Origin of the sequence: Gardnerella sp. DNF01151, from assembly GCF_049244235.1 — a bacterium.
GTDB classification, from domain to species: domain Bacteria; phylum Actinomycetota; class Actinomycetes; order Actinomycetales; family Bifidobacteriaceae; genus Bifidobacterium; species Bifidobacterium swidsinskii.
The window spans coordinates 1,269,051-1,295,170 of record NZ_CP058389.1 but is presented as its reverse complement, the minus strand read 5'-3'; the positions used below and the strand labels follow the sequence as shown (position 1 = coordinate 1,295,170).

The window sequence follows — 26,120 nt, the reverse complement described above, 5'->3', positions numbered from 1 at the left end:
TTATTACAATTAAGTGATTTCGTAAAAGCAGCTTAATTTTGTATAAATGTAAGATTATTAGCAAAAGTAGTATAAATACAATAGGATAGTATAAATACACGTATAATACGTGCTCGCGTGATTGCAGATTAACTTAATTAATCCGTAAATGCCAATATAGGAAGTAGACACACATGTTATTAGCAGTAGACATTGGTAATACGAATATTGTGCTGGGTTTTTTGGAAAATAACCGAATTGTTGGCACTTATCGTATGACAACAAAGTCTAATCATACATCAGACGAGTATGGCATTATGATTGCGCAATTTTTGCATTTAAGCGGATTTACAATAAACGATGTTGAAGATGTTATCGTTGCTTCTGTTGTGCCGAAAGTTATGCATTCATTCCGCGCTAGTATTATCAAATTTCTTCATATTGATCCTATGATTGTAGGGCCTGGTGTTAAAACCGGTATGAATATTCGTATTGATGAGCCAAGAACTCTTGGCGCGGATTGTTTAGCTGATTGCGTTGGTGCGTTTAGTGAGTATGGAGGATCTGTACTAGTTATTGATTTTGGTACGGCAACAACTTACAACTATATAGATAAAAGTGGTGCTATTACTTGCGGACTTATTTGCACAGGTATTCGTACTGCGGCTGCGGCACTTTGGGATAACACGGCTCAGCTTCCAGAAGTGGAAATAGCTAGACCGCAGTCTGTTCTTGCGAAATCTACTAAACTCGCAATGCAAGCTGGATTATATTACAGCTTCTTGGGTGGAATTGAGCGTACAATTGCACAGTTTAAAACTGAAATAGACGAGCCATTTAAGGTAGTTGCTACTGGTGGCTTGGGTAGGCTTTTTGAAAATGACGTGCAATCGATTGACTATTACGATCCGGATCTTATTTTCAAAGGTATGGCTGAAATTTATAAGCGCAACCTGCGATAGTGCGGTAGTGCGACTTTGGTGCAATAGGTTGTTATATAAATTTGTTATATTATTCTTTCGGGTTTAGGCGTATAATGGTGGATGGTTGTGTGTAAAGATTGCGTTCGCCGGTGAACCGTCTTGGGTATGTATTTGTTTTGCATACTGTTTATGCGCTGGCTGTGGATTCGTTCACATTTGAGAGGAAGTTTGATGATGAGTAGTAGGAAACATCGTATTCTTTCAGCAATTGGTGCCGTTTTATGCCCAGTCTCTATGATTGTAAGTGTAACCGTATTGCCAGCGATGGCTTATGCCAACGTAACGAAGAATCCATTGTTTTCTGCTGTCTTGTCTGCTGTTGTTGAGAATAATAGGGGTCAAAATAAGTCGGGTGAAGGTGGAGCTAAAGGAGGATCTGGTAACAGTGCAGCTAATGGGGAAGCGGGTAAAAAAGAAGGAGCTAAAGGGGAGACTGCTAAAGGAGATAAAGGGGATAAAGGAGATAAGAAGGCTAAAGAGGTAGATAAAAAAGAAGGTAAGAGAAATGATGGGGCAGCTAATGGGGCAGCTGGTAATGAATCTAATGGGGGGGGGTTGTAGATAACAGCAATGCTGGCAAAGATGCCAGTAAAATTGCTGGAAAAGGTGCTGGCAAAGATGCCAGTAAAGATGCTGTAAAATCTGGTAAATCTGACAAAAATGCTGACAAAGCTTCTAAAAAAGATAGCAAAGACGCTAACAAAGCTAAGGGCAAAGATCGCAGCGCTGGTGATGGTGAGAAATTAAGCCTAGAAGAAGTTAAAAAGCTTCCTGCTTGCGTGGCTAATGCCATGGTAACTTCAGGTGAAACAATCGAGACTCTTTCAATCGAGCCTCCATCCGGAGCAGACAAGTGTGCCGTTAGTGCTGATCATCACGGTGATGAGTTTGGTGAAATTATAAATGGAATAAAAAAACTTTCTCCTACAGAAGGATCGCTTGGTTTTTACAGAGGCAGAGTATATGCGTACGGGCATTTGTCAAAGAATGGTGTGGGTCTTTTTTCAGGGAAAAATATTAGTAACATTGATAGCATAAACAATTTCGATATAAGTTATGTTACAGATATGTCCTATCTATTTAAGGATTCCTCATTAACTGATTTTAGTTTTTTGAGCGGTTGGGATGTGAGCAAGGTTACGAATATGCAAAGCATGTTTGAGGGGTGCACTGGTTTAGAAGATATTAGCGGTTTGGCTAATTGGAATGTTGGCAGTGTTGCGAACATGAAGAGCATGTTCGAGGGGTGCACGTTTTTAGATGATATTAGTGGTTTGAGCGGTTGGGCTAGGGAGGCTAGCAAGGATAGCGCGGCTAGAAATGTTAGCAATGTTACGGACATGAGCAACATGTTCGAGGGGTGCATGAGCTTGAAATCGCTTAAAGGGTTGGAAGATTGGGATGTGAGCAAGGTTAGAAGTATGTCTGGAATGTTCGCGTCTATTATTAAGAACCAAAATCAACATGATGCTTTGAATCCAGTAGACGGGTATGCAGGTGAGATGGCGATTGATTCGGTTAAACCTTTAAGTAAGTGGAATGTTAGCAATGTTATGAACATGAACAGAATGTTTGAGGGTTGCGCCAGCATAACAGATTTTACTGGTTTGGAAGGTTGGGATACGAAAAGCGTTGTGGCAATGATTGGTATGTTCGAATACTGCAAGGGTATTAGTTCGCTTGGATTTTTGAAAAAGTGGACTGTAAAGAACGTTGAATATATGATGGCAATGTTTGCGCTGTGCGACAAGATTAAAAATACTGAGGGCCTAGAAAATTGGAATGTTAGTAATGTTAAAAAAATGGGTGACATGTTTGCAGGATGCTCTAGCCTCGATAGTATCAGTGGATTATCTAATTGGAATACAAGCGGTAAGAGCAGTACAAGCAAATTAACTAGCACGTATAGAATGTTCTATAACTGCAGTTTTCTTTCTGATCTTCAACCTTTGAGCGGTTGGAATGTTGGCAGTGTTACTGACATGCATGACATGTTTAACAATTGCGGCAGTCTTACTGGTCTTGAACCTTTGAGTGGTTGGGATGTTGGCAGTGTTAAGAACATGAACAGCATGTTCATCGGTTGTAATGGTTTAACTAGTCTTGAGTCTTTGAGTAAGTGGTTGAATGATAAGAGCAGTGTCACGGACATGAGTAGCATGTTCAGAGATTGTACTAACTTGAGTGACCTTAAAGGTCTAGAAAAGTGGAATGTTAGTAATGTTAAGAACATGAGCAGCATGTTCAGTGGTTGCGCTACGGATATCTACGGTTCCGGAGATGATCCTAATCCTATTGGTATAAAAGGATTGGCTGATATAAGTGCATTAAGTGATTGGAATGTTCGCAGTGTCACGGACATGAGTAGCATGTTCAGAGATTGTACTAACTTGAGTAACCTTAAAAGTCTAGAAAAGTGGAATGTTGGCAGTGTTAAGAACATGAGCGGCATGTTCAGCCATGAGATTAGCGGTTCTGATTTTGATAAGCTGACTGATATAAGTGGATTGAGTAAGTGGAATGTTAGCAATGTTGAGGACATGTCTAGCATGTTTGCATATTGCAAAAAACTTACTGGCGCTGCAGATTTAAGCAAGTGGAATATTTCAAAAGTTACGAATCTTAGTTCAATGTTTTCCAATGCAGGAGCAGAAAGCGGCGACAGTCTTATATTAGATTTCAGCGATAAGGCTTTTACAAAATCGGATACACCTGTATACACGGATGACGAAGGGAAGCAGCGTTACTTTTCTGTTGATAGTATGTTCAGTGGTTTTAAAGGCACGCTGATTGCGAATAACTTGCAGTCTAGTGGTTTTGAGAATAATCCTGAGGATGATCCTATCAAAAGTCATTTTGCTGATGGCGAAATATTCTCCCTCGATGAGAATGGTCACAGCAATAATATAGTCGTAACTAATAATATTACGATTTTAGATACAATTTCAAACGATGATGATCTTAAAAAGATTGCATACTACATTCCTGTTAAAGCCAAGCTAATGGAGCCTGGAGATATAAAAAATGACAATATGACATGTGATTGCAATAGAGATTCGGGTGGCACTACTTATACTTACTATGTTCCTGCACTGTATAATTCGAGTAATTTAGAGAAGAAACAGGATGAAAAATCGCAGGATTATGCGTACAGAATTGTAAAAAATAGTTTCGCTTCAAAGTTGCGGTACGCTATAGATTCTCAATCGGGCAAAGTTACTAGTACTGAGGAACCAGGTGGAGATGAACCTGGTGGAGAGGAATCAGGTGGTGAGGAACCTGATTCTGGCTCGCGTAGTGCAACGTTGAAATCGCGTGTAAAGAAACTGCGATCCGCAAGGAAATTGCGATCTGTAAGAGATGGCGATGATGAAGATGAAAATCCTGAACCTGAGCCTGACGAAAAACAGGGTAATACTTATAAAATCATGTTTAAGAAGTCAAGCGAAGGTGGTTGCACTTGGACAGAACTTGGCGATGGTGATGGTGCTGTGCCTGTTAGTAATCCAATTTCGCCTTTAGTGTTCTTTACTACGACGTACTATTTGGAGACATTTGTTCAGCCAGTGCCTTTGCCGCATACTGGCGGCCAGTCGGCTATTATGTTCACGTTCTTGTCTATTGGACTGTTCTCAATATTTGCGGTTGCTGGGGCGTTCGGTCGTCATGGTTGGGTTGCGTCTGTGCTCTCTGGCACTGCTTTGACTGGGTTTGCGAAGGCTTTTGGCGGCGGCGCGCTCGATATTGCAGCTGGCTTTAAGCACTGCTTCGCGCATCCTGTTGTAAGTGGCTCGATGATTAAATCTGCTGTAAGTGCGGCAACCGGCTTCTTTGCTCGGTTCCGAAGTGACGATTCCACCTTCGGCAAGCACACTAAACAGCGCTAAATCGCAGCGCACGCAAAACACAACCGAATTCCCAATGAACTACCACACAAATCTGTCCTGCCTTCGTCAATTGAGACTAAGGCAGGCCTCGCTTGCGTTGAAAGCACACTGTGATTTCAACGCTTAGCAACTCGCAGTGCTACTCGTTGAATACGTCTGAGTGTGTTCCCGTGCGAGATGCTGTTAGAACAAGCTCGTTTTCCTTAATTATGTAAATCAATAGCCAGTCTGATTTTACATGGCATTCACGGAAGCCTAAATATTTTCCTTTAAGAGGATGATCTTGGTACGTTTCGTCAAGAATCTCTTCGTTGCGCAACTTCTCAAGTAGTATATTAACAAGATGTGTATCGTATCCGCGCTTTCTGATTCTCTTCATGTCTTTTTTAAACTGTGAAGTGTATGTCAAAGTAAGCATAATTAATCTTCCTTAAAAACGTCGTCCATCATCTCGGATACTGAGTTATAGCGTTTTGCTGGAACTTTTCCGGATAGAATATCATTTGCTTCCTTAAACGCGGCGATTGTTTCTTTATTGTATTTTGGCTGTTTTAAGTCGAATGGGAGTCCTTCTACCATAAGTGATTTGTGTAAGAACATGTTTATTGCTTCGCTAAGAGTTATGCCGAAGCTGGCGAATAATTCTTCTGCCTGCGCTTTAACATCCTTGGTGACGCGTACGTTGATGCTCGCGGTTTTCGCTGCAGTGTTTGATTTCGTTGCTGTTGCGCTGATTGCCATAATATGCTTCCTTGATTTTATACTTATAATTTTTGCTTCTATAAGCGCGTTAGTTTTCTTGACTCGTTAATTTTGTTTAATTTTGATTTGTTTTTCTAGCTTTTTGTGATATTCAGCTATCAACTTTTATTACATTCTACAATGTGTTACACTGTTTTACAATATTATATAAACGTTTTACTTTGTATTACGATTGCATTACGTTTACCGCATGTATACGTTTACTATGTAAATTACATAAAATTCAAAGTTTTTGACGTCCGCGTTAAAAAAGTGTGTTGTTATTGCAGATTGCGTTCTGCGTGAGTAACGAAAAACAGCCAACGCTCGCGCGAGCGTTGGCTGTTTTATGGGACATTTGCCGGAGTTACGAATCCAATTTACAAATCCAGGAAAAGCTGGTGGATTCGCGTATCGTTGTCAAGCTCCGGGTGGAAGGATGTGCCGATTTGCTTTCCTTGGCACGCGGCGACAACATGACCATCTACAGTTGCAAGAGCTTTGGCATTAGAGCCTACTTCTGCAATGTAAGGCGCGCGAATAAACGTCATCGGCACATTGCCTAGCTCACCAAACTCAGCCTCGCAATGGAAGCTTCCGAGCTGACGTCCGTAAGCATTGCGCTTAACTGTTACGTCTAAAGTGCCAAAACCGTTTACTTCGTCACCTTCCACGTTTTTCGCAAGCAAAATCAAACCTGCGCAAGTGCCAAGAACAGGCATTCCTCCTGCAATGCGCTCGCGCAAAGGTTCGAGCATATTTTGCTCACGAAGAAGCTTAGCTTGCACAGTGCTTTCGCCGCCCGGAAGTACTAAGCGGTCAAAAGACTGCTCCAAGTCGCGCGCTTGACGAAGTTCAATAACGTGTGCGCCTAATTTTTCAAGCATTAAGCGATGTTCAAGAAAAGCACCTTGAACAGCTAAAACTGCTACAGTATGAGCGGAGTTATCAGTATTGGTAGGTGAGTTTGACAAAATCACTCGCCTCGCTCAGCCATTAAAAGCTTGATTTCCTGCTCGTTAATGCCAACCATAGCTTCGCCCAAGTTTTCGGAAAGTTGAGCAATCATCTTGGCATCCTTGTAATTAGTTACAGCCTTAACGATTGCGGCAGCGCGCTTTGCTGGGTCTCCAGACTTAAAGATGCCGGAGCCAACGAATACGCCTTCGGCACCAAGCTGCATCATTAAAGCAGCGTCGGCTGGGGTAGCAACGCCGCCGGCTGCGAAGTTAACAACAGGAAGCTTGCCGTTTTGTGCAACGTATTTTACGAGTTCGAAAGGCACGCGCAAATTTTTGGCTTCTTCAAAAAGCTCATCCTCGCGCATGCTGGTTAGCTTACGAATAGCAGAATTCATCATGCGCATGTGACGCACAGCCTGAATCACGTCGCCAGTTCCTGGCTCGCCCTTAGTGCGAATCATGGAAGCACCTTCGTTGATTCGTCGCAAAGCTTCACCCAAATCTTTTGCGCCGCAAACAAAAGGCACGGCAAAATCGCGCTTATTAATGTGGTATACGTCGTCAGCTGGGGAAAGCACTTCGCTTTCGTCAATGTAGTCAATTTCAATAGCTTCAAGCACTTGTGCTTCAACAAAATGACCAATACGGCATTTTGCCATAACAGGAATAGACACAGCTTCCTGAATGCCGTGAATCATTGCTGGATCGCTCATACGAGAAACGCCGCCGGCTGCGCGAATATCAGCAGGAATACGTTCCAAAGCCATAACTGCGCACGCGCCAGAATCCTCAGCAATTCGCGCCTGCTCTGGGGTGGTGACATCCATAATCACGCCGCCTTTAAGCATTTGTGCCAGTTGACGGTTCAATGCTGTACGGTCTTCGCCGCTTTTGTTTTGCGGATCCGAGGATTCGTTCACAGTTACCGTAGTATTCAAGTTCTCAGCCATCATTCCTCGCTTTAGCTTTAACATATGAGCTTTAACATATGAGATACGTGTATGCATCTTAATATTTCGTGAATTTGCGCGCTTCTACGCTGTAATCTTATGTCGATTATTGCGTACGTTTGCAAGTTTACGTTCTGTTGGAATTTAACCACATTCGTAGGATATATCTCATATGTATTGGTATAAAAATATTACAAAAATATACAAAATATGATTTGATTTTTTGGACGCGCCATAGGTGAGACTGGCTTGTCAATCGACTACGATTAGTAATGCAGTCGACTTGTATTTGGGTTTATGTGGTATGCAAATAGTTATGTTTGCAAATGTGCATTTCCAATAAAGCGGCGAGCTATAAGACAAAAATAAATAAAGAATAAATAAAGAATAAATAAAGAATAAATAAAGAATAAATAAAGAATAAATAAAGAATAAATAAAGAATAAATAATAACAAATAAATAATGTTTATATGCCATTAAGAAAGGTTTATGGTATGTCTAACAGCAAACCTGAGGAAAGCGTGCACGAAGAAAACGGCGCGACTGAAAAATTCTCCGGTAAAACTAACGATGAAGCTAACAAAAGCACTTCTTTCGCTGCGAGCACTGACTCTTCGCTGAATGAAGCTGAAAAATATGCTTATTCAGGCTCGAAACGCAAAATGGGCAAGATATGGCTATTTAGCTTAGCTATTGTTTTGGTAGTGGTGTTTAGTGCAATTTTTGCAACTCTTACTACATCTAATAAACCAAATAAATCAAATTCAGTATCGGAAATTTCGAACAAAACTGTATCTATAGGTCTAAAGTTAGCTCCTACGAATCTTGATATCCGTAACCAATCAGGTTCATCGCTTGACCAGTTGCTTATTGGTAACGTGTATGAAGGCTTAGTTGCTCGCAATGATATTAATCAGGTAGTTCCTTCGTTAGCTCAAAGCTGGGAAATAAGTAAAGATGGTTTGCGTTACACATTCCACATGCGTAAGGGCGCTGTATTTTCTAATGGCGATAGACTTACTGCGCATGATGCGGAATGGTCGTTTAACGAGCTTATTGCTAAAAAATATCGCGGCTCTAACATGGTTGGAAAAGTTGAGTCTGCTAAAGCAAAAGATGATTACACGTTTGAAATCACTCTTAAAGAGCCAAATGCTAAGCTTTTGTGGGCACTTTGCAGTCGTTCAGGTTTAGTTTTTGATAAAAACGCAAAGTATGATGCAAAAACTCAAGCAGTCGGTTCTGGACCGTATCTAATTGACAAATTTGTGCCAAATGATCGTGTTGTTTTAAAAGCAAATCCGCGTTATAAAGGTATTCATCGTGCGCAAACTAATAAGATAGTAGTTCGCTACTTTGTTGACGATAACGCAGCAGTTGACGCACTTTCTTCCGGCTCTGTGCAAGCGTTGGCTCCTATTTCTGGTCAACTTGCTAAGCCTTTTAAAGATGATTCCAAGCGTTACGATGTAAGTGCAGGTAATGGCACAGATAAATTTGTTCTAGCGATGAATATGAAAGGCGAACGTACTAAAGATAAGCGCGTGCGCAAAGCTATTCGTTACGCGATTGATCACAAGCAAATTATTGCATCTCGTGGCGGAACGGATTTAGCTCTTGGCGGTCCAATTCCTTCTCTTGACCCTGGTTATGAGGATTTAACTAAGCTGTATCCACATGATTTGCATCGCGCTAAGGCGTTAATGAAGGAAGTCGGATTTGACGAATCACATCCTATGGATTTGACGCTTACTTATCCGAATATTTACGGCACGCAAATTGGCGATCAGCTGCGCTCGCAATTGAAGCCTATTGGAATCAATTTGAAAGTTAATATTGTTGAGTTTACTACTTGGCTTCAGGATGTTTATAAGAATAAGCAGTATGATTTGTCGATGGTTGATCACAATGAGAGTCACGATTTTGGGCAGTGGGCGGATCCTACGTATTACTACGGATACGACAATAAGCAAGTCCAGGATTTGTATGCTAAAGCTATGCTTTGTGCGGATCCTAAAGAGTCAAACAAATTGCTTGCTCAAGCTGCGCGAATTATTAGCGAGGATGCTCCTGCTGATTGGCTGTTCAACTATCGCGTTGTAACTGCGAAAGTGAAGAATCTTGAAGGAATGCCTTTTGACATGAATCAAGAGATTTTGCCGCTATACAACCTGCGACTTAGTTGATTTTTATTTGCTAGTCGCCATCTAGTTTCTAATGTAGAAATGAAACTGCGCGCGTGTCCGAAAACCACTAATCAGAGACACTCGCGCAGTATGTAATCTGCGTGAGTGTCCCAAAATGGGCAAAATAAGACACTCGCGCAGCGCGCAAACTGCACTAGTGTCCGAATTTGTGTATTTGTGGTGTGTTTCGACTAGAAGAACATAGAAAGTAGGCATTTTATGTTTCGTATGATTTGCTACAGAGTATTGCTGTTTCTTCTTGCTTTACTTGGCATTTCTGTAGTTATTTTCATATCGTTACGTGTACTTCCAGGCGATGTTGCGCAAGTTATGGCCGGCTTAAACGCTCCTCGCGGAAAAGTAGAGGAGCTTAGAGCAGAACTTGGTATTAATAAACCACTTTTTACGCAGTATGTTGACTGGATCTGTGGTGTTTTCCGCGGTGACTTTGGTGTGTCTATGTTGACTGGTCGTTCTGTAAGTTCAACTATTGCGATGCGTGCTTCTATTACTTTTCCGCTGATTCTTTTGGGTCTGTTTATTGCTTTAGTAGTTGGTATTTCACTTGGATGTTTGCAAATTACTCATGAAGGCAAACTTCCACAGGCAATTATGCGCTTTTTGGCTATTACAGCAGGCTCTGTTCCAGCATTATGGGGTTGCATGCTACTTATTTTGCTATTAGGACGCGGTATTGGCGTGTTCAGCTTGCTGCCAACTCAAGGTTTCCCTACAGATGGCTGGAGCGAATTTCCTGAAGCTTTTGCGTCTCTTCTTATTCCGGCTCTTACAGTAGGACTTATTGTTGGCTCTAGTTTTATGCGTTACACTGCTGCAACTGTTGAAAATATTGTTAAAAGTGAAGTAGCTTCTCAAGCTATGGCTTGCGGAATGACTCGCAAACAAGTTGTGTGGCGTGTTGGTTTGCGGCTTGCTCTTCCTCAACTTGTATCTGTTATTGGTTTAACTTTCGCTCATATGGTCATGGGCGTGATGGTTATTGAAAACCTGTTTTCCTTACCTGGTATTGGTACGGGAATGGTTCGAGATGTTGGTTTGCGTGATCTAATTGCAGTGCAAGGTGAGCTTTTTATGCTTGCTGCATTGTTCTTACTAATCGGCTTTGTAGTTGACATTACGCACCGACTACTTGATCCTAGGTTATCTAAAGATAGTTTGAATTAATTTCCTATTGTTGAATCTAACATGCGAATAAGGTGAGTTTTTATGTGCAATATGTCTAAAAAAAGTATCAAAGTAAAATCTACTTTATGTAAGCGTGTATGGAATGCTACTTTCGGTAAATTTGTGTGTTTAACGTTTGCAATATGGTTTTTTGTTGCTTTGCTTTCGCTTTTATGGACTCCGTACTCACTTTTAGAAACTAACGGTTTTAAAGTATGGCAGAAGCCGTCTTTTTCGCATTGGCTTGGCACGGACGGCACTGGTTCGGATATGCTTAGTTGGCTTATGGCAGGTTCAAGAATTGAGCTGATTCTCGTTTTTTCTACTGTTCTAGTTGCTGCTTGTGTTGGGTTTGTTGTTTTGAGCTTTATGATTTCTAGTTCACAAATGGTTCGCACAATAAGCATTATGTCTGTTGACGCATTGATTTCTATTCCAACTGTTTTAATTGCGCTTATGCTTGCAGTTCCGTTTGGAGCTAGTGTTGTTGTGATTGTTATTGCTTGTGGAACTGGCTATGGCTTGAATTTAGCACGTATTGTACGGCCGAGTGCGCAGCTTGCGTTGCAATCTGATTATGTGACTTCAGCTGTTTTGCAAGGTTCATCGCGTAAATATGTTCTTATTCATCATGTTTTACCAAATATTATTCCTGTTGCATTTGTTGAGCTTTCTCTTTCTGCAGGAACTGTTATTTTGGCTGAAAGTGGCTTAACATACTTGGGTATTGGAGTTCCTGCTGGAGTTCCCAGCTGGGGGCGCGTGTTGGCTACTTCTGTTTCGTTAATTCACGTAAATCCTTTATCGGTTGTCTGGCCAGGTTTGATTGTGACTGTAGTTGTTGTTGCTCTTAATCTTTTTGGTGACGTATTGCGCAAAGTTTTAGATCCTTCATCAAAAAGTGCGAATAAAGTAGGGGAAAAATGAGCTTAAATATTCAAAATCTCACGCTAAAACTTGGCGGAAAACTAATTCTTGACAACGTATCAATTGAGATTTCTGACGGTGAGCGTGTTGGCTTAGTTGGTTCTTCTGGCTCTGGCAAATCTATGCTAATTCGAGCTATAACTGGATTATTGCCGTCAAATGCTGAAATTTCAGGCTCTTGTATGCTTGGCAATCTTCAAACAGTGAAAGCAAAAGATGAAAATTTAGCTTCTATTCGTGGAAAATACGTTGGTGTAGTATTTCAGCAAGCTAATAGAGCGCTTAATCCAATGTTAAGCGTTGAAAAACAAATTTCTTTGCCTTTGCGAATACATTACAATCTAGATGATGACGATATTCACAATCGAGTATGCATGATGCTTGAAAAAGTAGGGTTGTCGAAAAATCTCGCATCTCAACGCACGTTTGAGCTTTCTGGAGGTCAACAGCAGCGAGTTGGTATTGCTACAGCTTTGATCACCTCTCCGCGTTTGATTTTGGCTGATGAGCCTACTACTGCGCTTGACTCGGTTACACAAAGTGAAGTTGTGCGAATGCTTGCTTCACTTGTAGATGATATGGGCGCTTCAATGCTTTTTGTAACGCACGATTTTTCTGTGCTTTCGCATGCTGCTAATCGGTGCTATGTGCTCGATTCTGGGCGTGTGGTCGATAGTGAAAATGTTAAGAATTTGCTTGATAATCCGCGTATTTCTTCTACTAAACAATTAGTGAGTGCTGCTAAAAAGTTGACTTTTAGAGCGCAAAATTTGGGTTCTAAAAATTTAGATTCTGCAAAAGTGGGTTCTGCAAATACTGGTTCTGCAAACGTTGATTCTGAAAACGCTGATTTTAAGAAATTTAATTCCCATATTGGCAACAGTGAAGAAAATTCGCTTATAAATGCAAAAAATATTCACGTTACTTTAGGTCGAGCAAAAACTCGTGCTGAAGTGTTAAGCGGTGTAGATTTAAATCTTAATATTGGCGAATCTTTGGCGATTATTGGCGGATCTGGTTCCGGCAAAACAACTCTTATACGCGCTATGTTGGGGCTTGAAACTCTTTGCGAAGGTAACGTTACTTATTGCGGTGAAATCGTAAATAATGCAAATTTATTAGAAGTAAATAAAAATGCTTGTACGCTTATGAGACGCGAATCGTCGCTTGTATTTCAGCATCCGTTTGCTGCATTGGATCCACACTGGACAGTTCAAAAAAGTGTTGCTGAGCCTCTTAGAATATGGCGAAAATCGCTTAAATTAGACGATGCAACTATTGAGCAGCGTGTTTGCGAAATGTTGAAATTAGTAGGCTTAAAGCCTGAAGATTTTTTGGAACGTCACCCTCACGAGCTTTCTGGTGGTCAAGCGCAATGTGTTTGTATTGCTCGCGCATTAATCAATAATCCTCGAGTTTTGCTTGCTGATGAGCCTATGAGTGCAATTGACGTTGCTGAAAGAACTCGCATTTTAGACGCTTTTGCGTCCATTCGCTCCGAGCGTAAAAGCATGTCATGCATATTTGTAAGTCATGATTTGGGTATGATTCGGCATTTAGCAACGCGAGTTATTGTTCTTAATGAAGGAAAAGTTGTGGAATGTGGCAGTGTAAATGATGTGCTCAATAATCCACAAAATGACTATACTCGTGCTCTTGTAAACGCAGCAATCATGTAAATAAATCTTTCAACTAATAAATCTTTCAACTAATTAGGCAACTACCGTCTACTATAGAAGTACTTAGTACGTAAAGAGTACGTTGTTTATTGTGTAGTTAAGCGAAGGGAATACTTATGAATAAGCAGGATGCGTCTAGACCTAGACCAGAAAGTTTTGAACTAGATCATACTAAAGTAAAAGCACCTTATGTGCGCTATATCAATACGCAAAAAGGTCCTAATGGGGATGTTATTTCCAACTATGATATTCGTTTAACGCAGCCTAATGAGGAAGCGATTCCTACTGCAGCTTTGCACACAATTGAGCATATGATTGCAGTGTTACTTCGCGAGCGTATTGATGGCTATATTGATTGCTCACCTTTTGGTTGCAGAACTGGTTTTCATCTGCTAACTTGGGGTGAACATAGCACAGAAGATGTGGCGCGCGCTTTAAAGGAATCTCTTGAGTTTATTGCGTTTAATGCCACCTGGGATGATGTTCCTGCAACAACTATTGAATCTTGCGGCAACTATAGAGACCACAGTTTATTTGGTGCTAGTCAATGGTGTAAAGATATTCTAGCGAAGGGAATTAGTTCGGATCCTTTTGAGCGCAAACTTGTGTAAGTAATAATTAGCTAATTTTGCGTAGTTTTATTTGCTTTCTTTTTAGAGGTTGACATGGAAGATATAACATTGAGAAAAGCAACTCTTGGTGACTTGCGAAATATTGAGCATATTTATGAAAATGCTCGCAAATTTATGCGTGTTACAGGCAATCCTCATCAGTGGGGGAATAGTTTTCCACTTGTTTCAAGTGTTATTGAGGATATTCGTTTAAAACGTTTCTATTTGATTGTTGACGAGGACCCAGAATCATGTAACGAGCGTATTCTAGCGCAATTCGCATTATGCGAAGGTGTTGATGAAGTGTATGCCAGTATTGACGGTGCGTGGCTTGATGATATTTCCCCCTATGTAACAATTCACCGCTTAGCATCTTCGGGAATAAAACCAAAAATGGCAACAGCGTGCTTGCATTGGGTGCAGCAAAACTATAATAATGTACGCATTGACACGCATCCAGATAACGTAATTATGCAAAAAGTAATTACGCGTGCAGGGTTTAGTCGTTGTGGGTTGGTCGTTATTCCAGATCGCGCACACAGTGCAGTACGTATTGCATACCAATGGTTGCAAACGCTTAATCATGTCATATGAATGCGCATGTGTTCTTAAAAAGCTTATAGAGAGTATGCAAAAGAGCATGTAGCATTAAAAGCATACTAAATCGGTTAGGTGAGTTATGAGTACAGATTTAAGTAATGCGGTAAGTAATAGTGCAAGTAATGCGGCAATGTTAGAAGCAAACTATGCTCGCGCGTTAAGCGTATACCCCGGGCAGGTAATTGTTGATTTGAAGGCGCTTCGAGACAATATGCGCACTTTGGTTGCGCGCGTTTTGCAAGATTTGCAGCCTGGTCAGAATGCGCCGGAAGTTATGGGAGTCGTAAAAGCAGATGGATACGGTCACGGGCTTATTCCTAGTGCGCTCGCGGCTTTAGCTGGAGGTGCTACTTGGCTTGGCACAGCTCAACCGTACGAGGCGTTACGTTTGCGTGCAGCTGGTATTGATTCTAGCCGTTGTCATATTCTCACTTGGCTTACTAGTGCTCCAACTACGAGATTTGCAGATTTGATTACAGCAGATATCGATATTTCTGTAGGCTCTATTGACTCTCTTGATGCTGTAGCTTTTGCTGCACGTAATTTAGCAAAGTCTGCTCGCGTGCACGTAAAAGTCGATACTGGTTTTGGACGAAACGGTTTTACGCCAGAAGGTTTTAGTGCCGCTTTAGCAAAGTTAAAGCAGTATGCGAGCGAAGGTGTAATTGAGGTTATTGGTCAATGGAGTCACTTAGCTGTGGCAGATTCGCCGGACGTTCCAGAATTTGTAGATGCAACCGACCGGCAAATCCAACAATTCCACGAGTTTACAAATCGCATGAGTGAAGCTGGTTTAGCACCTAAAATCCGCCATTTAGCGAATACTGCTGCAACGCTTAATCGTCCTGAAATTCATTTTGAACTTGTTCGTCCAGGAATTGGTTTGTACGGATACGAGCCGGATCCTGCAATGGGGGATTCGCAAACTTATGGATTGCAACCAGCTATGACGCTTCAAGCGCAACTTGGCACTGTAAAAGCTGTAGAAGAAGGGCATGGAATTTCCTACGGGCGTACGTATTTAACTCCAAATAATACGAGTACTGCTATCGTGCCGCTTGGCTACGCTGACGGAATTTTGCGTTCTGCCTCTGGATTTGATATGCAAGGTGCTCGTCATATTGATAAGCCGGGCGGACCAGTTAGAGTAGAAACCAATAAAGGTGCGCGAATTTTGAACGTTTCTGGGCGAGTTTGTATGGATCAGTTCATAGTCGATTTAAAAGGAGATGCTTCAGAGTTAGGCGTTCGAGAAGGCGATACTGTAACGCTTTTTGGACCTGGAAGAGGCGTGGAATTTGCTGAGCCTACTGCAGACGATTGGGCAGAAGCTGCAGGAACAATCAGCTACGAAATCATGACTGGAATTGGGCCTCGCGTGCCGCGGCTTTACCGCAACGCTTATGAAGTGCTATCTTCTAGCGATATTGCAAAACTGGACGCAAAAAGTCTTATATAGTTTGTTGCTGCTTGTTTTAGAAGGTTAAAATAGCCTTAATTGCAAATAAAAGAGGTGCTGTATGTGCGACGAAGTAATTGCATCGGATAATGAGATCGTTGGCGAATACGATTTGCATGATACTGAGCGCTGGGCGAGTGAGCCTCATCACACTCGTGTGAGAACGCCTTTTGAACGAGATCGCGCGCGAATCATACACTCGTCTGCTCTTCGTCGATTGGGTGCAAAAAGCCAGGTTTTAGTTGCAGGCTCGGATGATTTTGCTCGCACTCGCTTGACACATACTTTGGAAGTTGCGCAAATTGGTAGGCAAATTGCAGCAATGCTTGGATGCGATCCGGATGTTGTTGATTGCGCTTGTTTATCGCACGACTTAGGGCACCCACCATTTGGCCATAACGGGGAACGCGCGCTCGCAGAATTAGCGAAAAATATTGGTGGATTTGAAGGAAACGCACAAACTCTTCGCTTACTTACGCGCTTGGAACCGAAAGTTTTTCGTGAAAACGGCAGTAGTGCAGGAGTAAATCTTACGCGCGCAGCATTAGATGCTGCAGTGAAGTATCCGTGGGGATTAGAAGAAGCAAAAGCACACGATAAAGGCGAGCGTGATTTGAAATTCTGCGTATATCCGGATGATCGAGATGTGTTTGAATGGCTGAAAATTGGTGCTCCATGCGAAGCAAAACCAATGGAATGTCAAATAATGGATCTTTCAGACGACATTGCTTACAGTGTGCATGATATTGAGGATGCGATTGTAACCGGCGCTTTTAATCCGGCTTTAGTTGCAGATTCAAAAGTTGTAGATGAAGTTATTGAAGAAACCCACGCATGGTATGGTGAGCGTTGGGATGTAGATAAACTTTTGGATGCTTTGAAACGTTTGCGCTCGCTTCACATGTTTCCTAATTCTTTCGACGGTTCTCGTCGAGCGCTAGCGCAGCTGAAAAATATTACTAGTGCTCTTATTGGTCGTTTTGCAAGCTCTGTTGAGCACGCTACGCGTGAGCGTTATGGCAACGGTCCGCTTGTTCGCTACCGAGCAAACCTTGTGATTCCGGAAAATACTTCCTACGAAATTGTGATGCTGAAAAGCTTAGCTGTGCACTTTATAATCGCCCCTCGAGAGCGTGAAGTTTATAAGCGCGAACAGAAAATTTTGACAGATTTAGTAGAAGTATTTATGAGCAAGTCGCCGCGCTCGCACGATGCAATGGAGGAAGTATTCGTGGGAGATTGGAACGAGTGCACTAACGATGATGAGCGTCTTCGTGTTGCAATCGACCAAGTAGCAAGTCTTACAGACGGTTCTGCTACAACTCTTCACGCGGCTTTGTGCTAACGAATCCACTAGGAGTTTCCAGCACTGGCGAAGAAATTTACCACTCGCCGCAGATTTGCGATAAGCTAGATAGCATGGTTGGAATGATTGTGAAAGAAGACATTGAGCGCGTGCGCGCTGCGGCAGATTTGTATGACATTGTGTCTGCAACAGTGACGCTTAAGCCTTCCGGAACTGGCACTTTTGTAGGTCTTTGCCCATTCCACGATGAAAAAACGCCAAGTTTTAGTGTGCGACCAAGCTTGGGAGTATGGCACTGTTTCGGTTGCGGCGCTGGCGGCGATGTATTTAAGTACGTTGAGCAAAAAGAGAATATTGATTTTCGTGAAGCGGTCGAGTTTTTAGCAGATCGTTATCACATTGAGATGCATTATAAGCAGGAGCAAAATAATGATTCTCAAGCGCGCGGTTCTAAACGAGCCAGGCTTTTAGAAGCAAATGAAGAAGCGCAAAAGTTTTTCGTTTCAAATCTCGGCACTAAAGAGGCAGCTCCTGCGCGCGAATTACTTGCAGGGCGAAACTTTACTCCGCAACAAAGTGCGCGTTTTTCTTGTGGTTACGCGCCTAAAGGCTGGGATAATTTAGTTAGATATTTGGCAAATAAAGGTTTTACGCGTCAAGAACTTCTTAATGCTGGTCTCGCTAGACTCGGTCAGCGCGGAATATATGACTATTTCCGCGGTCGCTTAACTTGGCCTATTCGCGACTCGACTGGTCGAACTCTTGGCTTTGGTGCAAGAAAGCTTTATGACGACGACTCCATTAGCGCAAAATATATTAACACTCCCGATACTGCACTGTATCGAAAAACGCAAGTTTTGTACGGAATTGACTTAGCTAAAGCAAATATTGTAAAAAAGCGTCAAGTTGTAATTGTCGAAGGCTACACGGACGTTATGGCATGCCATTTAGCTGGTATTGATACTGCAGTTGCAACTTGCGGAACTGCGTTTGGCGTTGAGCATGCAAAAATTGTGCGCCGCCTTATTGCAGACGATTCTTTGGGTGCAATTCAGCTTGTTGGTCCGCTGAAGGTAGATGGACAGTCTGTAAGTTCGCGCATCGTTTTTACTTTCGACGGTGATGCTGCAGGTCAAAAGGCTGCGCTACACGCTTTTGGTTTGGATTCTGCGTTTTTGACGCAAACTTTTGTTGCTGTAGCAGACAATAATCTCGATCCTTGCGATTTGCGTATTCAGCGCGGTGACGACGCTGTGCGTTCGCTTGTTGCACATGCAAGTCCGCTATACGATTTCGTTATTGACACAGTAATTAATCGTTTTGAGACTTCGTACACTACTGGTCAAATGGGCGCTATAAAGGCTGTCGCTCCTCTTATTGCGCAAATTCGAGACCGTTCGCTGCTTGACTTGTATATGCGCAAAGCCGTGCGCTCAATTGGCGTTGATTTAGCTGTTATGCGCAATGAAGTTGAGTCTGCGCGTAGACGTTTGAAAGTGCGTGACGACGATGCTTATGCGCAAAAGCATAACGTTATTCCGCCTTTTGGTCAGCAAATTCATGACGATCGTAATGCAGGTTTTAAAGCTTCTCGCATGGGAATTATTAAAAGTTCTGCTAAAAATCAGCATTATTATCGTGTGGATGATGCTGTATTTATGTGCGAACAACAATTTATGGCGTTACTTTTGCAAGTTCCGCTTGCTTTTGATGAAAAATTATTTGCGCAATTGACTTTGAACAATTTTATTACACCAGTATTTCGTACGCTGTTTCAGGCATTTGTAGCTGCAGGTGGATTGCCAGTTGGCAATGTTTCGCAAGGATTGTGGCTGCACATGATGACAAAAGCTGCAGGTCCTTTGCTTGAATCCGTTATTACAGAACTTTCTGTAATGCCGTTGCCGCTTCCTTCTCCTGCAGATACATTGGAAGATACCGGCAATCGACAGAATCAGCAAGTTTCAAACGGATCTCCTTCAGATTTTTTGCGGAAAGCTACGAGTGCAGAAAGTAAGTATGCAAACGAGCTGCTTATTCGCCTTCTTGATATTGGCTATATGCGTAGGATCGGTGCTGCTAGAGCGCGTATGGCGAAACTCAAGGATGGTCAGGAAAAGCTTGAGCTTCTAGGAAAAATTACTTCAATGGAAGCTGCTCGCAAAAACTTACAATCGCAAATTCTATAAGATGTATCAATTACTTGTTTTGTCTTTATATACCGAGATACGCGATTTATATATAAATGTGTAGCTATGTAAGAAAGAAGTGTAGAAACAATGTTTTTATTACCTGAGCAGCAGTTGAATCGCTGTACAAGAGTTATGCAACAACGCCTATATCCGTATATAAATATTGTTTTATCGCACTGTAAAATTCGAGCATATGAGATTGCTGGAGAACCTATTTCTTCTAACGAATTCTTTTCTAAGCTAAAAAGAAACGATATTGTGTTTAGCTCATTTAATGTTCCAGGTGTTTGGGGAACAACTTGGGGTACAACATGGTTTGAAGTTACAGGGTCGATTGATTTTTCAAAGGTAAAAGGGCGCAAAGTTGAGCTAAATGTTGATTTAGGTTGGATTAGCAATCTTTTTCCTGGTTTTCAAGCTGAAGGATTAGTATATAATCTCGATGGAAGAGTTATCAAAGCTGTAAACCCTTGTAATCATTGGGTTCCATTGATTGATGAACATAATAATCGTTCTGTTAGTATTGATGAAAATGGTAATTTTACTTTATATTTAGAAGCTGCAGACAATCCATTTGTTGAAGGATCTGCTCCATTTTCTCCTACTGATTTAGGAGATTGTGCTACTGGAAAAACCGAATGCCAATATATGTTGAAGTATGTTGACGTTACCGTTTTTAATCGTAATATTTTTGATTATTATATAGATCTTGAGACTGTAAGTTCTTTGATGCGCGAATTAAATGATGATAATCCGCGTTATTGGAAATTAGCTAAAGCTTTACAGCTCTCCTTAAACGCATATGATGAGCATGATTTTTCTACTGTTCAAAATGCTCGTAAAGAGTTGTTTAATGTATTAAGTTGCCCTGCTGCAGCAAGCTCTATAAAGCATACGGCTGTCGGGCATGCTCATATTGATTCTGCTTGGCAATGGCCTGTGCGCGAGACTCATAGAAAGGTTGCACGCACAATATCTAACGTTTTAGCTCTTATGGATGAGGATCCTGATTTTACTTATGCTATGAGTTCTGCTCAACAATACGAGTGGCTAGAAAACGAGCATCCCGATTTGTTTGAGCGTATGAAAAATAGGATTAAGGAAGGACGTTTTATACCTGTCGGTGGTATGTGGGTTGAGTCCGATGTAATGATGCCATGCGGTGAATCTTTAATTCGCCAAATGACTTTTGGTAAGCGCTATTTTAAGGAGCATCTTGGTGTTGAACCTCATGGCATTTGGCTCCCAGACAGTTTTGGCTATACTGGAGCATTGCCTCAACTTGCTCGCCGCGCTGGATTTGATTGGTTTTTAACTCAAAAGATTTCTTGGAACGATACCACTAAATTCCCGCATCATTCATTCCTTTGGGAAGGAATAGACGGTTCTAGGATTTTAGCTCATTTTCCTCCATCTAATACTTATGCTTCAGCTGTGAGCATGCATGAGTTAGTTTATTCTCAACGCAATTTTTTGGATAAAGATTTATCTGATCACGCAATATTGTTATACGGTTTTGGCGATGGCGGTGGCGGACCTACTCGCGAAATGACTGCTCGTATTAGGCGTGATTGTAATTTAGAGGGTGCTCCTAGAGTTGATTTCGGCACTCCTGATGAGTTGTTTGAAAAAATACGAAAAGATATTGTTGACGATTCAAATGGTAATACACCAGTGTTTAAAGGTGAGCTTTATCTAGAGTTGCATAGGAAAACTCTTACTTCTCAGCAAGATATGAAGCGCTATTGCCGCATGGAGGAATCATTGTTGCGCGTAGCTGAATATCTTGTTGTTTTAGCTCGAGTTTATGCGCCAGAATACCGTTTTAATAGCAATGAGCTTACTAGAATTTGGAAGACTTTATTACTGAACCAGTTCCACGATATTCTTCCAGGCTCTGCTATTGCATGGGTTCATAGGCAAGCTAGAGAAGAATATGCTAGAGATATTTCTTGTTTACGTAAGATTATCTCAGATATTGCTCATGCGATTGTAAAAGCTAACAGTGCGACTGGCACTATTAGCGCGATTAGTATGCGTGAAAATGTAAAGTTATTGACTTATACAGGTAAAAATGAGGTCGCTTGGAATTTATATCAATGCAATGAAAGCGGTAAAAATAATAAAACAACTGTAAAACACAAAAATGATGGTGGAATAATTCTTAATAATAGTGTTTTAAGTGTGATTATTGAACGCGATGGCACAGTATCTTCTGTTAAAGATATTAAATTTAATCGCGAGCTAATTCCATCTGGTTATCGCATGGCGCAATACGAGATACTAAAAGATGAGCCGTATCAATGGGATGCGTGGGATGTTGATAGAGATGCATTTATGAGGAATCGTAAGATTGATGATTCCTCAATTGCTGATGTTAAAGAACTTTTATCGGGCGGTGTGTCTGTTGAAATCTTGGCATGTAAAAAAGATATAAAGATTAAAACAAATATAATTTTAGAGCCATGTGTTAAACGACTTGATTTCCATGCACAAGTTGATTGGAAAGCTAAAGAGCAATTTTTGAAAGTAGATATGCCAACATCTATATGTTCAAATAATGCGCAATATGAGTGTCAATATGGTTTAGTTGAACGTCCAATAGTAAAAAATACTCGTAGTGATGACGCAAAATTTGAATCATGCACGCATAGGTTTGTTCGTATAGAAGATTCCTCTTATGCTGTTGCAGTTGCGAATTCGTCTACTTATGGCGCTGATGCTGCTCCTATTGGCGATTATGTTTCATCTTGTGGAACTATGCTCAGATTATCTTTGCTTTCTGCGCCTCTTTACCCAGATCCAAATACGGATCAAGGTAAGCATGAATTTACTTGGTCATTTATTGCTGATGCAAATATGGATTCAGTGCTAAGTATAGCTGATTTTTTGAATTCGCCAATTATTGATAAGCTTCCAGATGTAGATCCGCTGTTTACGATTCATAGAAACTCAGGTCTAATTGCATTAGATTGGGTTAAGCTAGCTGACGATTGTTCTGGAGATATAATTTTGCGTATTTACGAGCCATGTGGTGGCTGCGCAAGTGGGCAAATAAAACTCAATAAAATCTTGCGTGCGGCTTCGATTGAAGAAGTGGATCTTATGGAAATGCCCGTGTTGCACGGTATGCCTGTAGCTTTGCACAAGAATAATGACGTGTTAAATATAGAATTACATCCTTTTCAGCTATGCTCATTGCGCATTCACATTGCATCTTAATATTGATATTTTTGTTTATATTTTGATACTTGTGATTGCACATACATTAATGATTATTGCGATTTGCAATATATTTAGCTAAAGCACATATAGGATTATCTGTATTTATATAGTTAATTTCGAGCGCATTCATTATCTGCACTATGATTGGTTGGTCAATATGCGCGCGTCTTACTATTTCTACATTCTGAAATGCAGATTCGATGCTCCCTTTGTATAGCACATTTCCATTATCAAGTATGAGAGCATTTTGACAATTTTTGTATGCAAATTCCATGTCATGGGTAATAAATAATACTGTTACATTTATCGTATGTAAATAATTAAGTATTTTTACAAGTCGCATTTTTTGTAGCTTATCCAACCCGCCAGTCACTTCATCCATAATAATAATATGTGGTTCTCTTAGCAGTGCAGATGCAATGTTAATAAATTTTCTTTCAGAGAATGACAAATTAAATGGGTTTGTATTTTCTTTATCGTTTAAACCAGTAAGATTCACAATGCGACGGTAAAGATCATTGTTTATATTCTTTATCCCATATGTAATCTCTTTATGCACAGTGCTGTTAAAAATTTGATCATTTGGATTCTGAAAAATATAACCAACGAGTGATGTAATATCGTGTTGCTTTAATGTTTTATATTGTTTTCCTTCGATAGTTATGTCACCAGAAGTTGGCTGTAATAAATTGTCTATTATTCTGGCTAAAGTGCTTTTCCCTGCTCCATTGCTACCTATTATTGCGCATACTTCACCACTTTCGAATTCTACATTTACGTGTTTTAGAATTTTGCATGATTTTTCTTGTTTATTATTGTTCTTATTTTTTATTTTTTCATTTGAAGGATATTGAAAACTTACATCGTCCAATTTAATTGCGGTGCTCATTGCATTTCTCCTTCAATAAAACTATTAATTTGCTTATATCTGTTATGTTAGGCGTTATTTGAATATCAAAATTACGTAACTTTTTTACAATTTTGACGACTTCTGGAATATCAATACAGTCAGAAGGGAAGGTTTCATCATAAAAAACATCATATTTATTCCCATAATGGGTTATAAAACCATTTTGAAGAACAATAATATTATCTGCATATTCTGCTAACAAATTTGTATCTTGTTCACTAATTATTACAGTATGTCCTTCATCTTTGTATTTTTGTAGAAAATTATAAATATTCTTAGTTTCTTTTGGATCAAGTTGTAGAGTAGGTTCGTCAAGAATTAGTATTTCTGGATTATTCACTATAACGCAAGCGATTGCAACGCGTTGAATTTGCCCGCCAGATAGGCTTAGTGGGTTTTGAAGCGCAAGCTGTTCTATGTTAAGTAATTGCATAACTTGTGTAACTCGACTCTCTATTTGTTGAGTAGGGGTGTTGCGATTTTCTAAGCTGAATGCAATTTCTTCAAATACGGTTTTTTTAATATGACTTAACTGTGAAAAAGGATCGCTAAATACAAAGCCTATGCTGCCACTTTCATCAGATTTTACTAAATCAATCGTGTTGTTTAATAGTATTTTTCCAGAATATTCTCCCTTATAGAAATGAGGAATATAACCCTTAAGAGATAAGCATAGACTTGATTTACCTGAAGCGTTAGCTCCAATTACTCCATATATTTTCCCTGATTCTATCTGTATTGTTATGTTACTTAAAGCTGGTTTTGAAGTAAGTGGATAAGTGTATGAAAAATCGCAAATATTATATGAGATAACCATAAATTACTCTTCCTAGAATAAGAAAAACTAGTGTAATTGTTCCTATTGCTAGTACTAATTTTTCGTGACCATTATGATTAACCTGTTTAATATATGTCTTTTTTTCTGAACTAAAAAAATTTCTTGAATCAAGCATCATTATGCGCTGCTCTATGTTTATTAGTGAAGTAATAAATGCTGGAAGCAAAATCGAAGTAAATGTGCCAATTCTACGTATTAAATTTCCATTAAAGTTTATTCCACGACTTTTTTGCGAGATTATGATTGCTTTAATTTGCATTTGTAAATAATCAATAGTTTGGAAAGTAGAAAGTATTATGAAACATATTTTATTGCTCATCCCAAGTTTGCTTAAAGATATTGTAATATCTTCTATATCAGTTATTTGGAAAAACCATATGACTATAGTTGATATGTTTAAGGTATTCATTCCAAGCGTTATAGAATTAGACAATGCTGTATCTGTAATTTGCAAAAAATTAAGATTTAATATTGCATTTCCTTGTCTATAGAAAGCAACTTGAAATATTGCAACAAATAATGAGAACATGGCTATACTTGCTACAAGTTTATATCCATTCTTTTTTATTCCGCATAGAATCATCAGAATAAGTAGAGCAAGAAAATAGGGGAACAATAAAAGTCGTAAATAGTATAATGTGAATGAAAAAGTATTTAATATAATGTCTACTATTATCAAATATATGGTCAATATAAATTTTGTTGTAGGATACAGCGTTACAAACGTATTTGTATTTTTTACTTGATTAATAGTATCTATATAATGCATGTGCATAATTACTTTTATCTTTGTCTGTATATAGTAGACTCGATTTAATTTTTACTATTCAGAATCTGAATTTTTTAAGTAAAGTGAACCTAATGGGAAAAGAAGCAGTAATTTATTGGGCAAGCATTTTATAACGCTTAAACATATAATGATTGTTAATATTCTATCAGCCCAAGTAAAGAATCCTTCAGCAGAGAATACAGAAATCCAAATATTCACTCCAGATGCAGTTATTAAACCCGCTATCATAGATGATCCTCCGCCAGTAAACCCGCTAAATACTATTACTACTATCGGTGCCGCAATAATAATGGATACTATTGCCATGATTATTGAAGAAATAAAAATTTTCATATAATTTGAAAACATTTTATGTTTTGCTAGAATGCCAGCGCATAAGGCCAGAGCAATATTGACCACTATAAATGGAAGCATGGTTGGCATAGTGATTGATGAAACTATTGAAGATAGCATTCCAGTTATTATTCCTACAAGTGGTCCAAAAACCATGCATGCAAATAAAGTGCCTATAGTATCAAGGAAGATAGGTAGTTTTAGTACGCCAGCTATAGTGCCAGAAATATAATTAATAGCAACACATAATGGTATTGTGACAACTGCAGCAGTAGTAAATTCTTCCTTGAATGATTTAATTATCTGTTTCATGCAACTACCTCCTATTTTATTACTACAAATATAATCTTTTCATGGATTATAAGATACCTTTATA

Annotated in this window: 22 protein-coding genes; 13 read left to right on the top strand and 9 right to left on the bottom strand. The window is 40.0% G+C overall.

The features are described 5' to 3' along the window. The first annotated feature begins 173 nt into the window (after positions 1–173). Positions 174–941, top strand: a complete 768-nt coding sequence (locus HXT37_RS05480) for a type III pantothenate kinase (RefSeq protein ID WP_012914375.1) — start codon at positions 174–176, stop codon at positions 939–941. A gap of 192 nt (positions 942–1,133) precedes the next feature. Further along, positions 1,134–1,523, top strand: a complete 390-nt coding sequence (locus HXT37_RS05475; RefSeq protein WP_421779398.1) for a hypothetical protein — start codon at positions 1,134–1,136, stop codon at positions 1,521–1,523. On the opposite strand, the gene HXT37_RS05470 is transcribed toward HXT37_RS05475, so the two are convergent. Beyond that, positions 1,504–1,755 carry a hypothetical protein gene (locus HXT37_RS05470; RefSeq protein ID WP_410310331.1) on the bottom strand — a complete coding sequence of 84 codons (252 nt, stop codon included), beginning with the start codon at positions 1,753–1,755 and terminating at the stop codon, positions 1,504–1,506. The two genes, HXT37_RS05475 and HXT37_RS05470, sit on opposite strands and share 20 nt — an antisense overlap. On the opposite strand from HXT37_RS05470, the gene HXT37_RS05465 reads away from it, so the two are divergent. Beyond that, on the top strand, positions 1,754–4,849 hold the full coding sequence (locus tag HXT37_RS05465; protein ID WP_421779396.1) for a BspA family leucine-rich repeat surface protein: 3,096 nt from the start codon (positions 1,754–1,756) through the stop codon (positions 4,847–4,849). The two genes, HXT37_RS05470 and HXT37_RS05465, sit on opposite strands and share 2 nt — an antisense overlap. A gap of 139 nt (positions 4,850–4,988) precedes the next feature. Here the strand turns inward: HXT37_RS05465 and HXT37_RS05460 are convergent, their stop codons facing one another. The 4 genes from HXT37_RS05460 to pdxS form a co-directional block, all read right to left on the bottom strand. Then, positions 4,989–5,267, bottom strand: a complete 279-nt coding sequence (locus tag HXT37_RS05460) for a type II toxin-antitoxin system YafQ family toxin (RefSeq protein WP_004108415.1) — start codon at positions 5,265–5,267, stop codon at positions 4,989–4,991. Between the two features lie 2 nt (positions 5,268–5,269). Further along, positions 5,270–5,590: a type II toxin-antitoxin system RelB/DinJ family antitoxin gene (locus HXT37_RS05455; RefSeq protein WP_050770715.1), complete on the bottom strand. Its 321-nt coding sequence runs from the start codon at positions 5,588–5,590 to the stop codon at positions 5,270–5,272. A 380-nt stretch (positions 5,591–5,970) separates the two neighbouring features. Next, positions 5,971–6,570 (bottom strand): pyridoxal 5'-phosphate synthase glutaminase subunit PdxT, encoded by a 600-nt coding sequence (pdxT, locus tag HXT37_RS05450; RefSeq protein ID WP_421779393.1) that lies wholly within the window; start codon positions 6,568–6,570, stop codon positions 5,971–5,973. Further along, positions 6,567–7,400: a pyridoxal 5'-phosphate synthase lyase subunit PdxS gene (gene pdxS, locus HXT37_RS05445; protein WP_064340158.1), complete on the bottom strand. Its 834-nt coding sequence runs from the start codon at positions 7,398–7,400 to the stop codon at positions 6,567–6,569. Before pdxS ends, pdxT begins: the two co-directional genes overlap by 4 nt. Positions 7,401–7,997: 597 nt before the next feature. Here pdxS and HXT37_RS05440 point away from each other — a divergent pair. The 10 genes from HXT37_RS05440 (at position 7,998) to HXT37_RS05395 (ending at position 22,870) form a co-directional block, all read left to right on the top strand. After that, on the top strand, positions 7,998–9,689 hold the full coding sequence (locus tag HXT37_RS05440) for an ABC transporter substrate-binding protein (RefSeq protein ID WP_033888460.1): 1,692 nt from the start codon (positions 7,998–8,000) through the stop codon (positions 9,687–9,689). A 219-nt stretch (positions 9,690–9,908) separates the two neighbouring features. Continuing rightward, positions 9,909–10,874, top strand: a complete 966-nt coding sequence (locus HXT37_RS05435; RefSeq protein ID WP_076002963.1) for an ABC transporter permease — start codon at positions 9,909–9,911, stop codon at positions 10,872–10,874. Between the two features lie 51 nt (positions 10,875–10,925). Beyond that, positions 10,926–11,801, top strand: a complete 876-nt coding sequence (locus tag HXT37_RS05430; protein WP_415707501.1) for an ABC transporter permease — start codon at positions 10,926–10,928, stop codon at positions 11,799–11,801. Then, positions 11,798–13,480: an ABC transporter ATP-binding protein gene (locus tag HXT37_RS05425; protein ID WP_116440489.1), complete on the top strand. Its 1,683-nt coding sequence runs from the start codon at positions 11,798–11,800 to the stop codon at positions 13,478–13,480. Before HXT37_RS05430 ends, HXT37_RS05425 begins: the two co-directional genes overlap by 4 nt. A gap of 116 nt (positions 13,481–13,596) precedes the next feature. Then, positions 13,597–14,091 carry an S-ribosylhomocysteine lyase gene (locus HXT37_RS05420; RefSeq protein WP_004118906.1) on the top strand — a complete coding sequence of 165 codons (495 nt, stop codon included), beginning with the start codon at positions 13,597–13,599 and terminating at the stop codon, positions 14,089–14,091. 54 nt (positions 14,092–14,145) lie between these two features. Continuing rightward, positions 14,146–14,685 (top strand): N-acetyltransferase, encoded by a 540-nt coding sequence (locus tag HXT37_RS05415; RefSeq protein WP_103013833.1) that lies wholly within the window; start codon positions 14,146–14,148, stop codon positions 14,683–14,685. Positions 14,686–14,770: 85 nt separating this feature from the next. After that, positions 14,771–16,150: an alanine racemase gene (gene alr / locus HXT37_RS05410; RefSeq protein WP_103013834.1), complete on the top strand. Its 1,380-nt coding sequence runs from the start codon at positions 14,771–14,773 to the stop codon at positions 16,148–16,150. 61 nt (positions 16,151–16,211) lie between these two features. Next, positions 16,212–17,495, top strand: a complete 1,284-nt coding sequence (locus tag HXT37_RS05405) for a deoxyguanosinetriphosphate triphosphohydrolase (protein ID WP_102155718.1) — start codon at positions 16,212–16,214, stop codon at positions 17,493–17,495. Next, positions 17,489–19,645, top strand: coding sequence for a DNA primase (gene dnaG, locus HXT37_RS05400; protein ID WP_421779388.1), 2,157 nt, complete (start codon positions 17,489–17,491; stop codon positions 19,643–19,645). The genes HXT37_RS05405 and dnaG overlap by 7 nt, the downstream gene beginning before the upstream one ends. A 90-nt stretch (positions 19,646–19,735) precedes the next feature. Then, positions 19,736–22,870, top strand: a complete 3,135-nt coding sequence (locus HXT37_RS05395; RefSeq protein WP_162863112.1) for an alpha-mannosidase — start codon at positions 19,736–19,738, stop codon at positions 22,868–22,870. Positions 22,871–22,916: 46 nt separating this feature from the next. Here the strand turns inward: HXT37_RS05395 and HXT37_RS05390 are convergent, their stop codons facing one another. From HXT37_RS05390 to HXT37_RS05375, 4 genes are read right to left on the bottom strand one after another with little or no spacing between them, the layout of a single operon-like run. Continuing rightward, entirely contained in the window at positions 22,917–23,762 is an 846-nt protein-coding gene (locus HXT37_RS05390) for an energy-coupling factor ABC transporter ATP-binding protein (RefSeq protein ID WP_012914363.1), read from the bottom strand. After that, entirely contained in the window at positions 23,746–24,600 is an 855-nt protein-coding gene (locus HXT37_RS05385) for an energy-coupling factor ABC transporter ATP-binding protein (RefSeq protein ID WP_041160522.1), read from the bottom strand. Before HXT37_RS05385 ends, HXT37_RS05390 begins: the two co-directional genes overlap by 17 nt. After that, entirely contained in the window at positions 24,584–25,390 is an 807-nt protein-coding gene (locus tag HXT37_RS05380) for an energy-coupling factor transporter transmembrane component T (protein WP_012914362.1), read from the bottom strand. The genes HXT37_RS05385 and HXT37_RS05380 overlap by 17 nt, the downstream gene beginning before the upstream one ends. A 54-nt stretch (positions 25,391–25,444) precedes the next feature. Further along, complete coding sequence (locus tag HXT37_RS05375) at positions 25,445–26,056, bottom strand: ECF transporter S component (RefSeq protein WP_012914361.1); 612 nt, start codon at positions 26,054–26,056, stop codon at positions 25,445–25,447. Between the last annotated feature and the right edge of the window lie 64 nt (positions 26,057–26,120).

Bases quoted from the DNA above. Each gene is read 5' to 3' on its own strand.
- HXT37_RS05480 (WP_012914375.1), top strand. From the start codon at position 174: ATGTTATTAGCAGTAGACATTGGTAATACGAATATTGTGCTGGGTTTT.
- HXT37_RS05475 (WP_421779398.1), top strand. From the start codon at position 1,134: ATGATGAGTAGTAGGAAACATCGTATTCTTTCAGCAATTGGTGCCGTT.
- HXT37_RS05465 (WP_421779396.1), top strand. From the start codon at position 1,754: ATGGTAACTTCAGGTGAAACAATCGAGACTCTTTCAATCGAGCCTCCA.
- HXT37_RS05470 (WP_410310331.1), bottom strand. From the start codon at position 1,755: ATGGCATTAGCCACGCAAGCAGGAAGCTTTTTAACTTCTTCTAGGCTT.
- HXT37_RS05460 (WP_004108415.1), bottom strand. From the start codon at position 5,267: ATGCTTACTTTGACATACACTTCACAGTTTAAAAAAGACATGAAGAGA.
- HXT37_RS05455 (WP_050770715.1), bottom strand. From the start codon at position 5,590: ATGGCAATCAGCGCAACAGCAACGAAATCAAACACTGCAGCGAAAACC.
- pdxS (WP_064340158.1), bottom strand. From the start codon at position 7,400: ATGCTTAAAGGCGGCGTGATTATGGATGTCACCACCCCAGAGCAGGCG.
- HXT37_RS05440 (WP_033888460.1), top strand. From the start codon at position 7,998: ATGTCTAACAGCAAACCTGAGGAAAGCGTGCACGAAGAAAACGGCGCG.
- HXT37_RS05435 (WP_076002963.1), top strand. From the start codon at position 9,909: ATGTTTCGTATGATTTGCTACAGAGTATTGCTGTTTCTTCTTGCTTTA.
- HXT37_RS05430 (WP_415707501.1), top strand. From the start codon at position 10,926: ATGTCTAAAAAAAGTATCAAAGTAAAATCTACTTTATGTAAGCGTGTA.
- HXT37_RS05425 (WP_116440489.1), top strand. From the start codon at position 11,798: ATGAGCTTAAATATTCAAAATCTCACGCTAAAACTTGGCGGAAAACTA.
- HXT37_RS05420 (WP_004118906.1), top strand. From the start codon at position 13,597: ATGAATAAGCAGGATGCGTCTAGACCTAGACCAGAAAGTTTTGAACTA.
- HXT37_RS05415 (WP_103013833.1), top strand. From the start codon at position 14,146: ATGGAAGATATAACATTGAGAAAAGCAACTCTTGGTGACTTGCGAAAT.
- alr (WP_103013834.1), top strand. From the start codon at position 14,771: ATGAGTACAGATTTAAGTAATGCGGTAAGTAATAGTGCAAGTAATGCG.
- HXT37_RS05405 (WP_102155718.1), top strand. From the start codon at position 16,212: ATGTGCGACGAAGTAATTGCATCGGATAATGAGATCGTTGGCGAATAC.
- HXT37_RS05395 (WP_162863112.1), top strand. From the start codon at position 19,736: ATGTTTTTATTACCTGAGCAGCAGTTGAATCGCTGTACAAGAGTTATG.
- HXT37_RS05390 (WP_012914363.1), bottom strand. From the start codon at position 23,762: ATGAGCACCGCAATTAAATTGGACGATGTAAGTTTTCAATATCCTTCA.
- HXT37_RS05385 (WP_041160522.1), bottom strand. From the start codon at position 24,600: ATGGTTATCTCATATAATATTTGCGATTTTTCATACACTTATCCACTT.
- HXT37_RS05380 (WP_012914362.1), bottom strand. From the start codon at position 25,390: ATGCATTATATAGATACTATTAATCAAGTAAAAAATACAAATACGTTT.
- HXT37_RS05375 (WP_012914361.1), bottom strand. From the start codon at position 26,056: ATGAAACAGATAATTAAATCATTCAAGGAAGAATTTACTACTGCTGCA.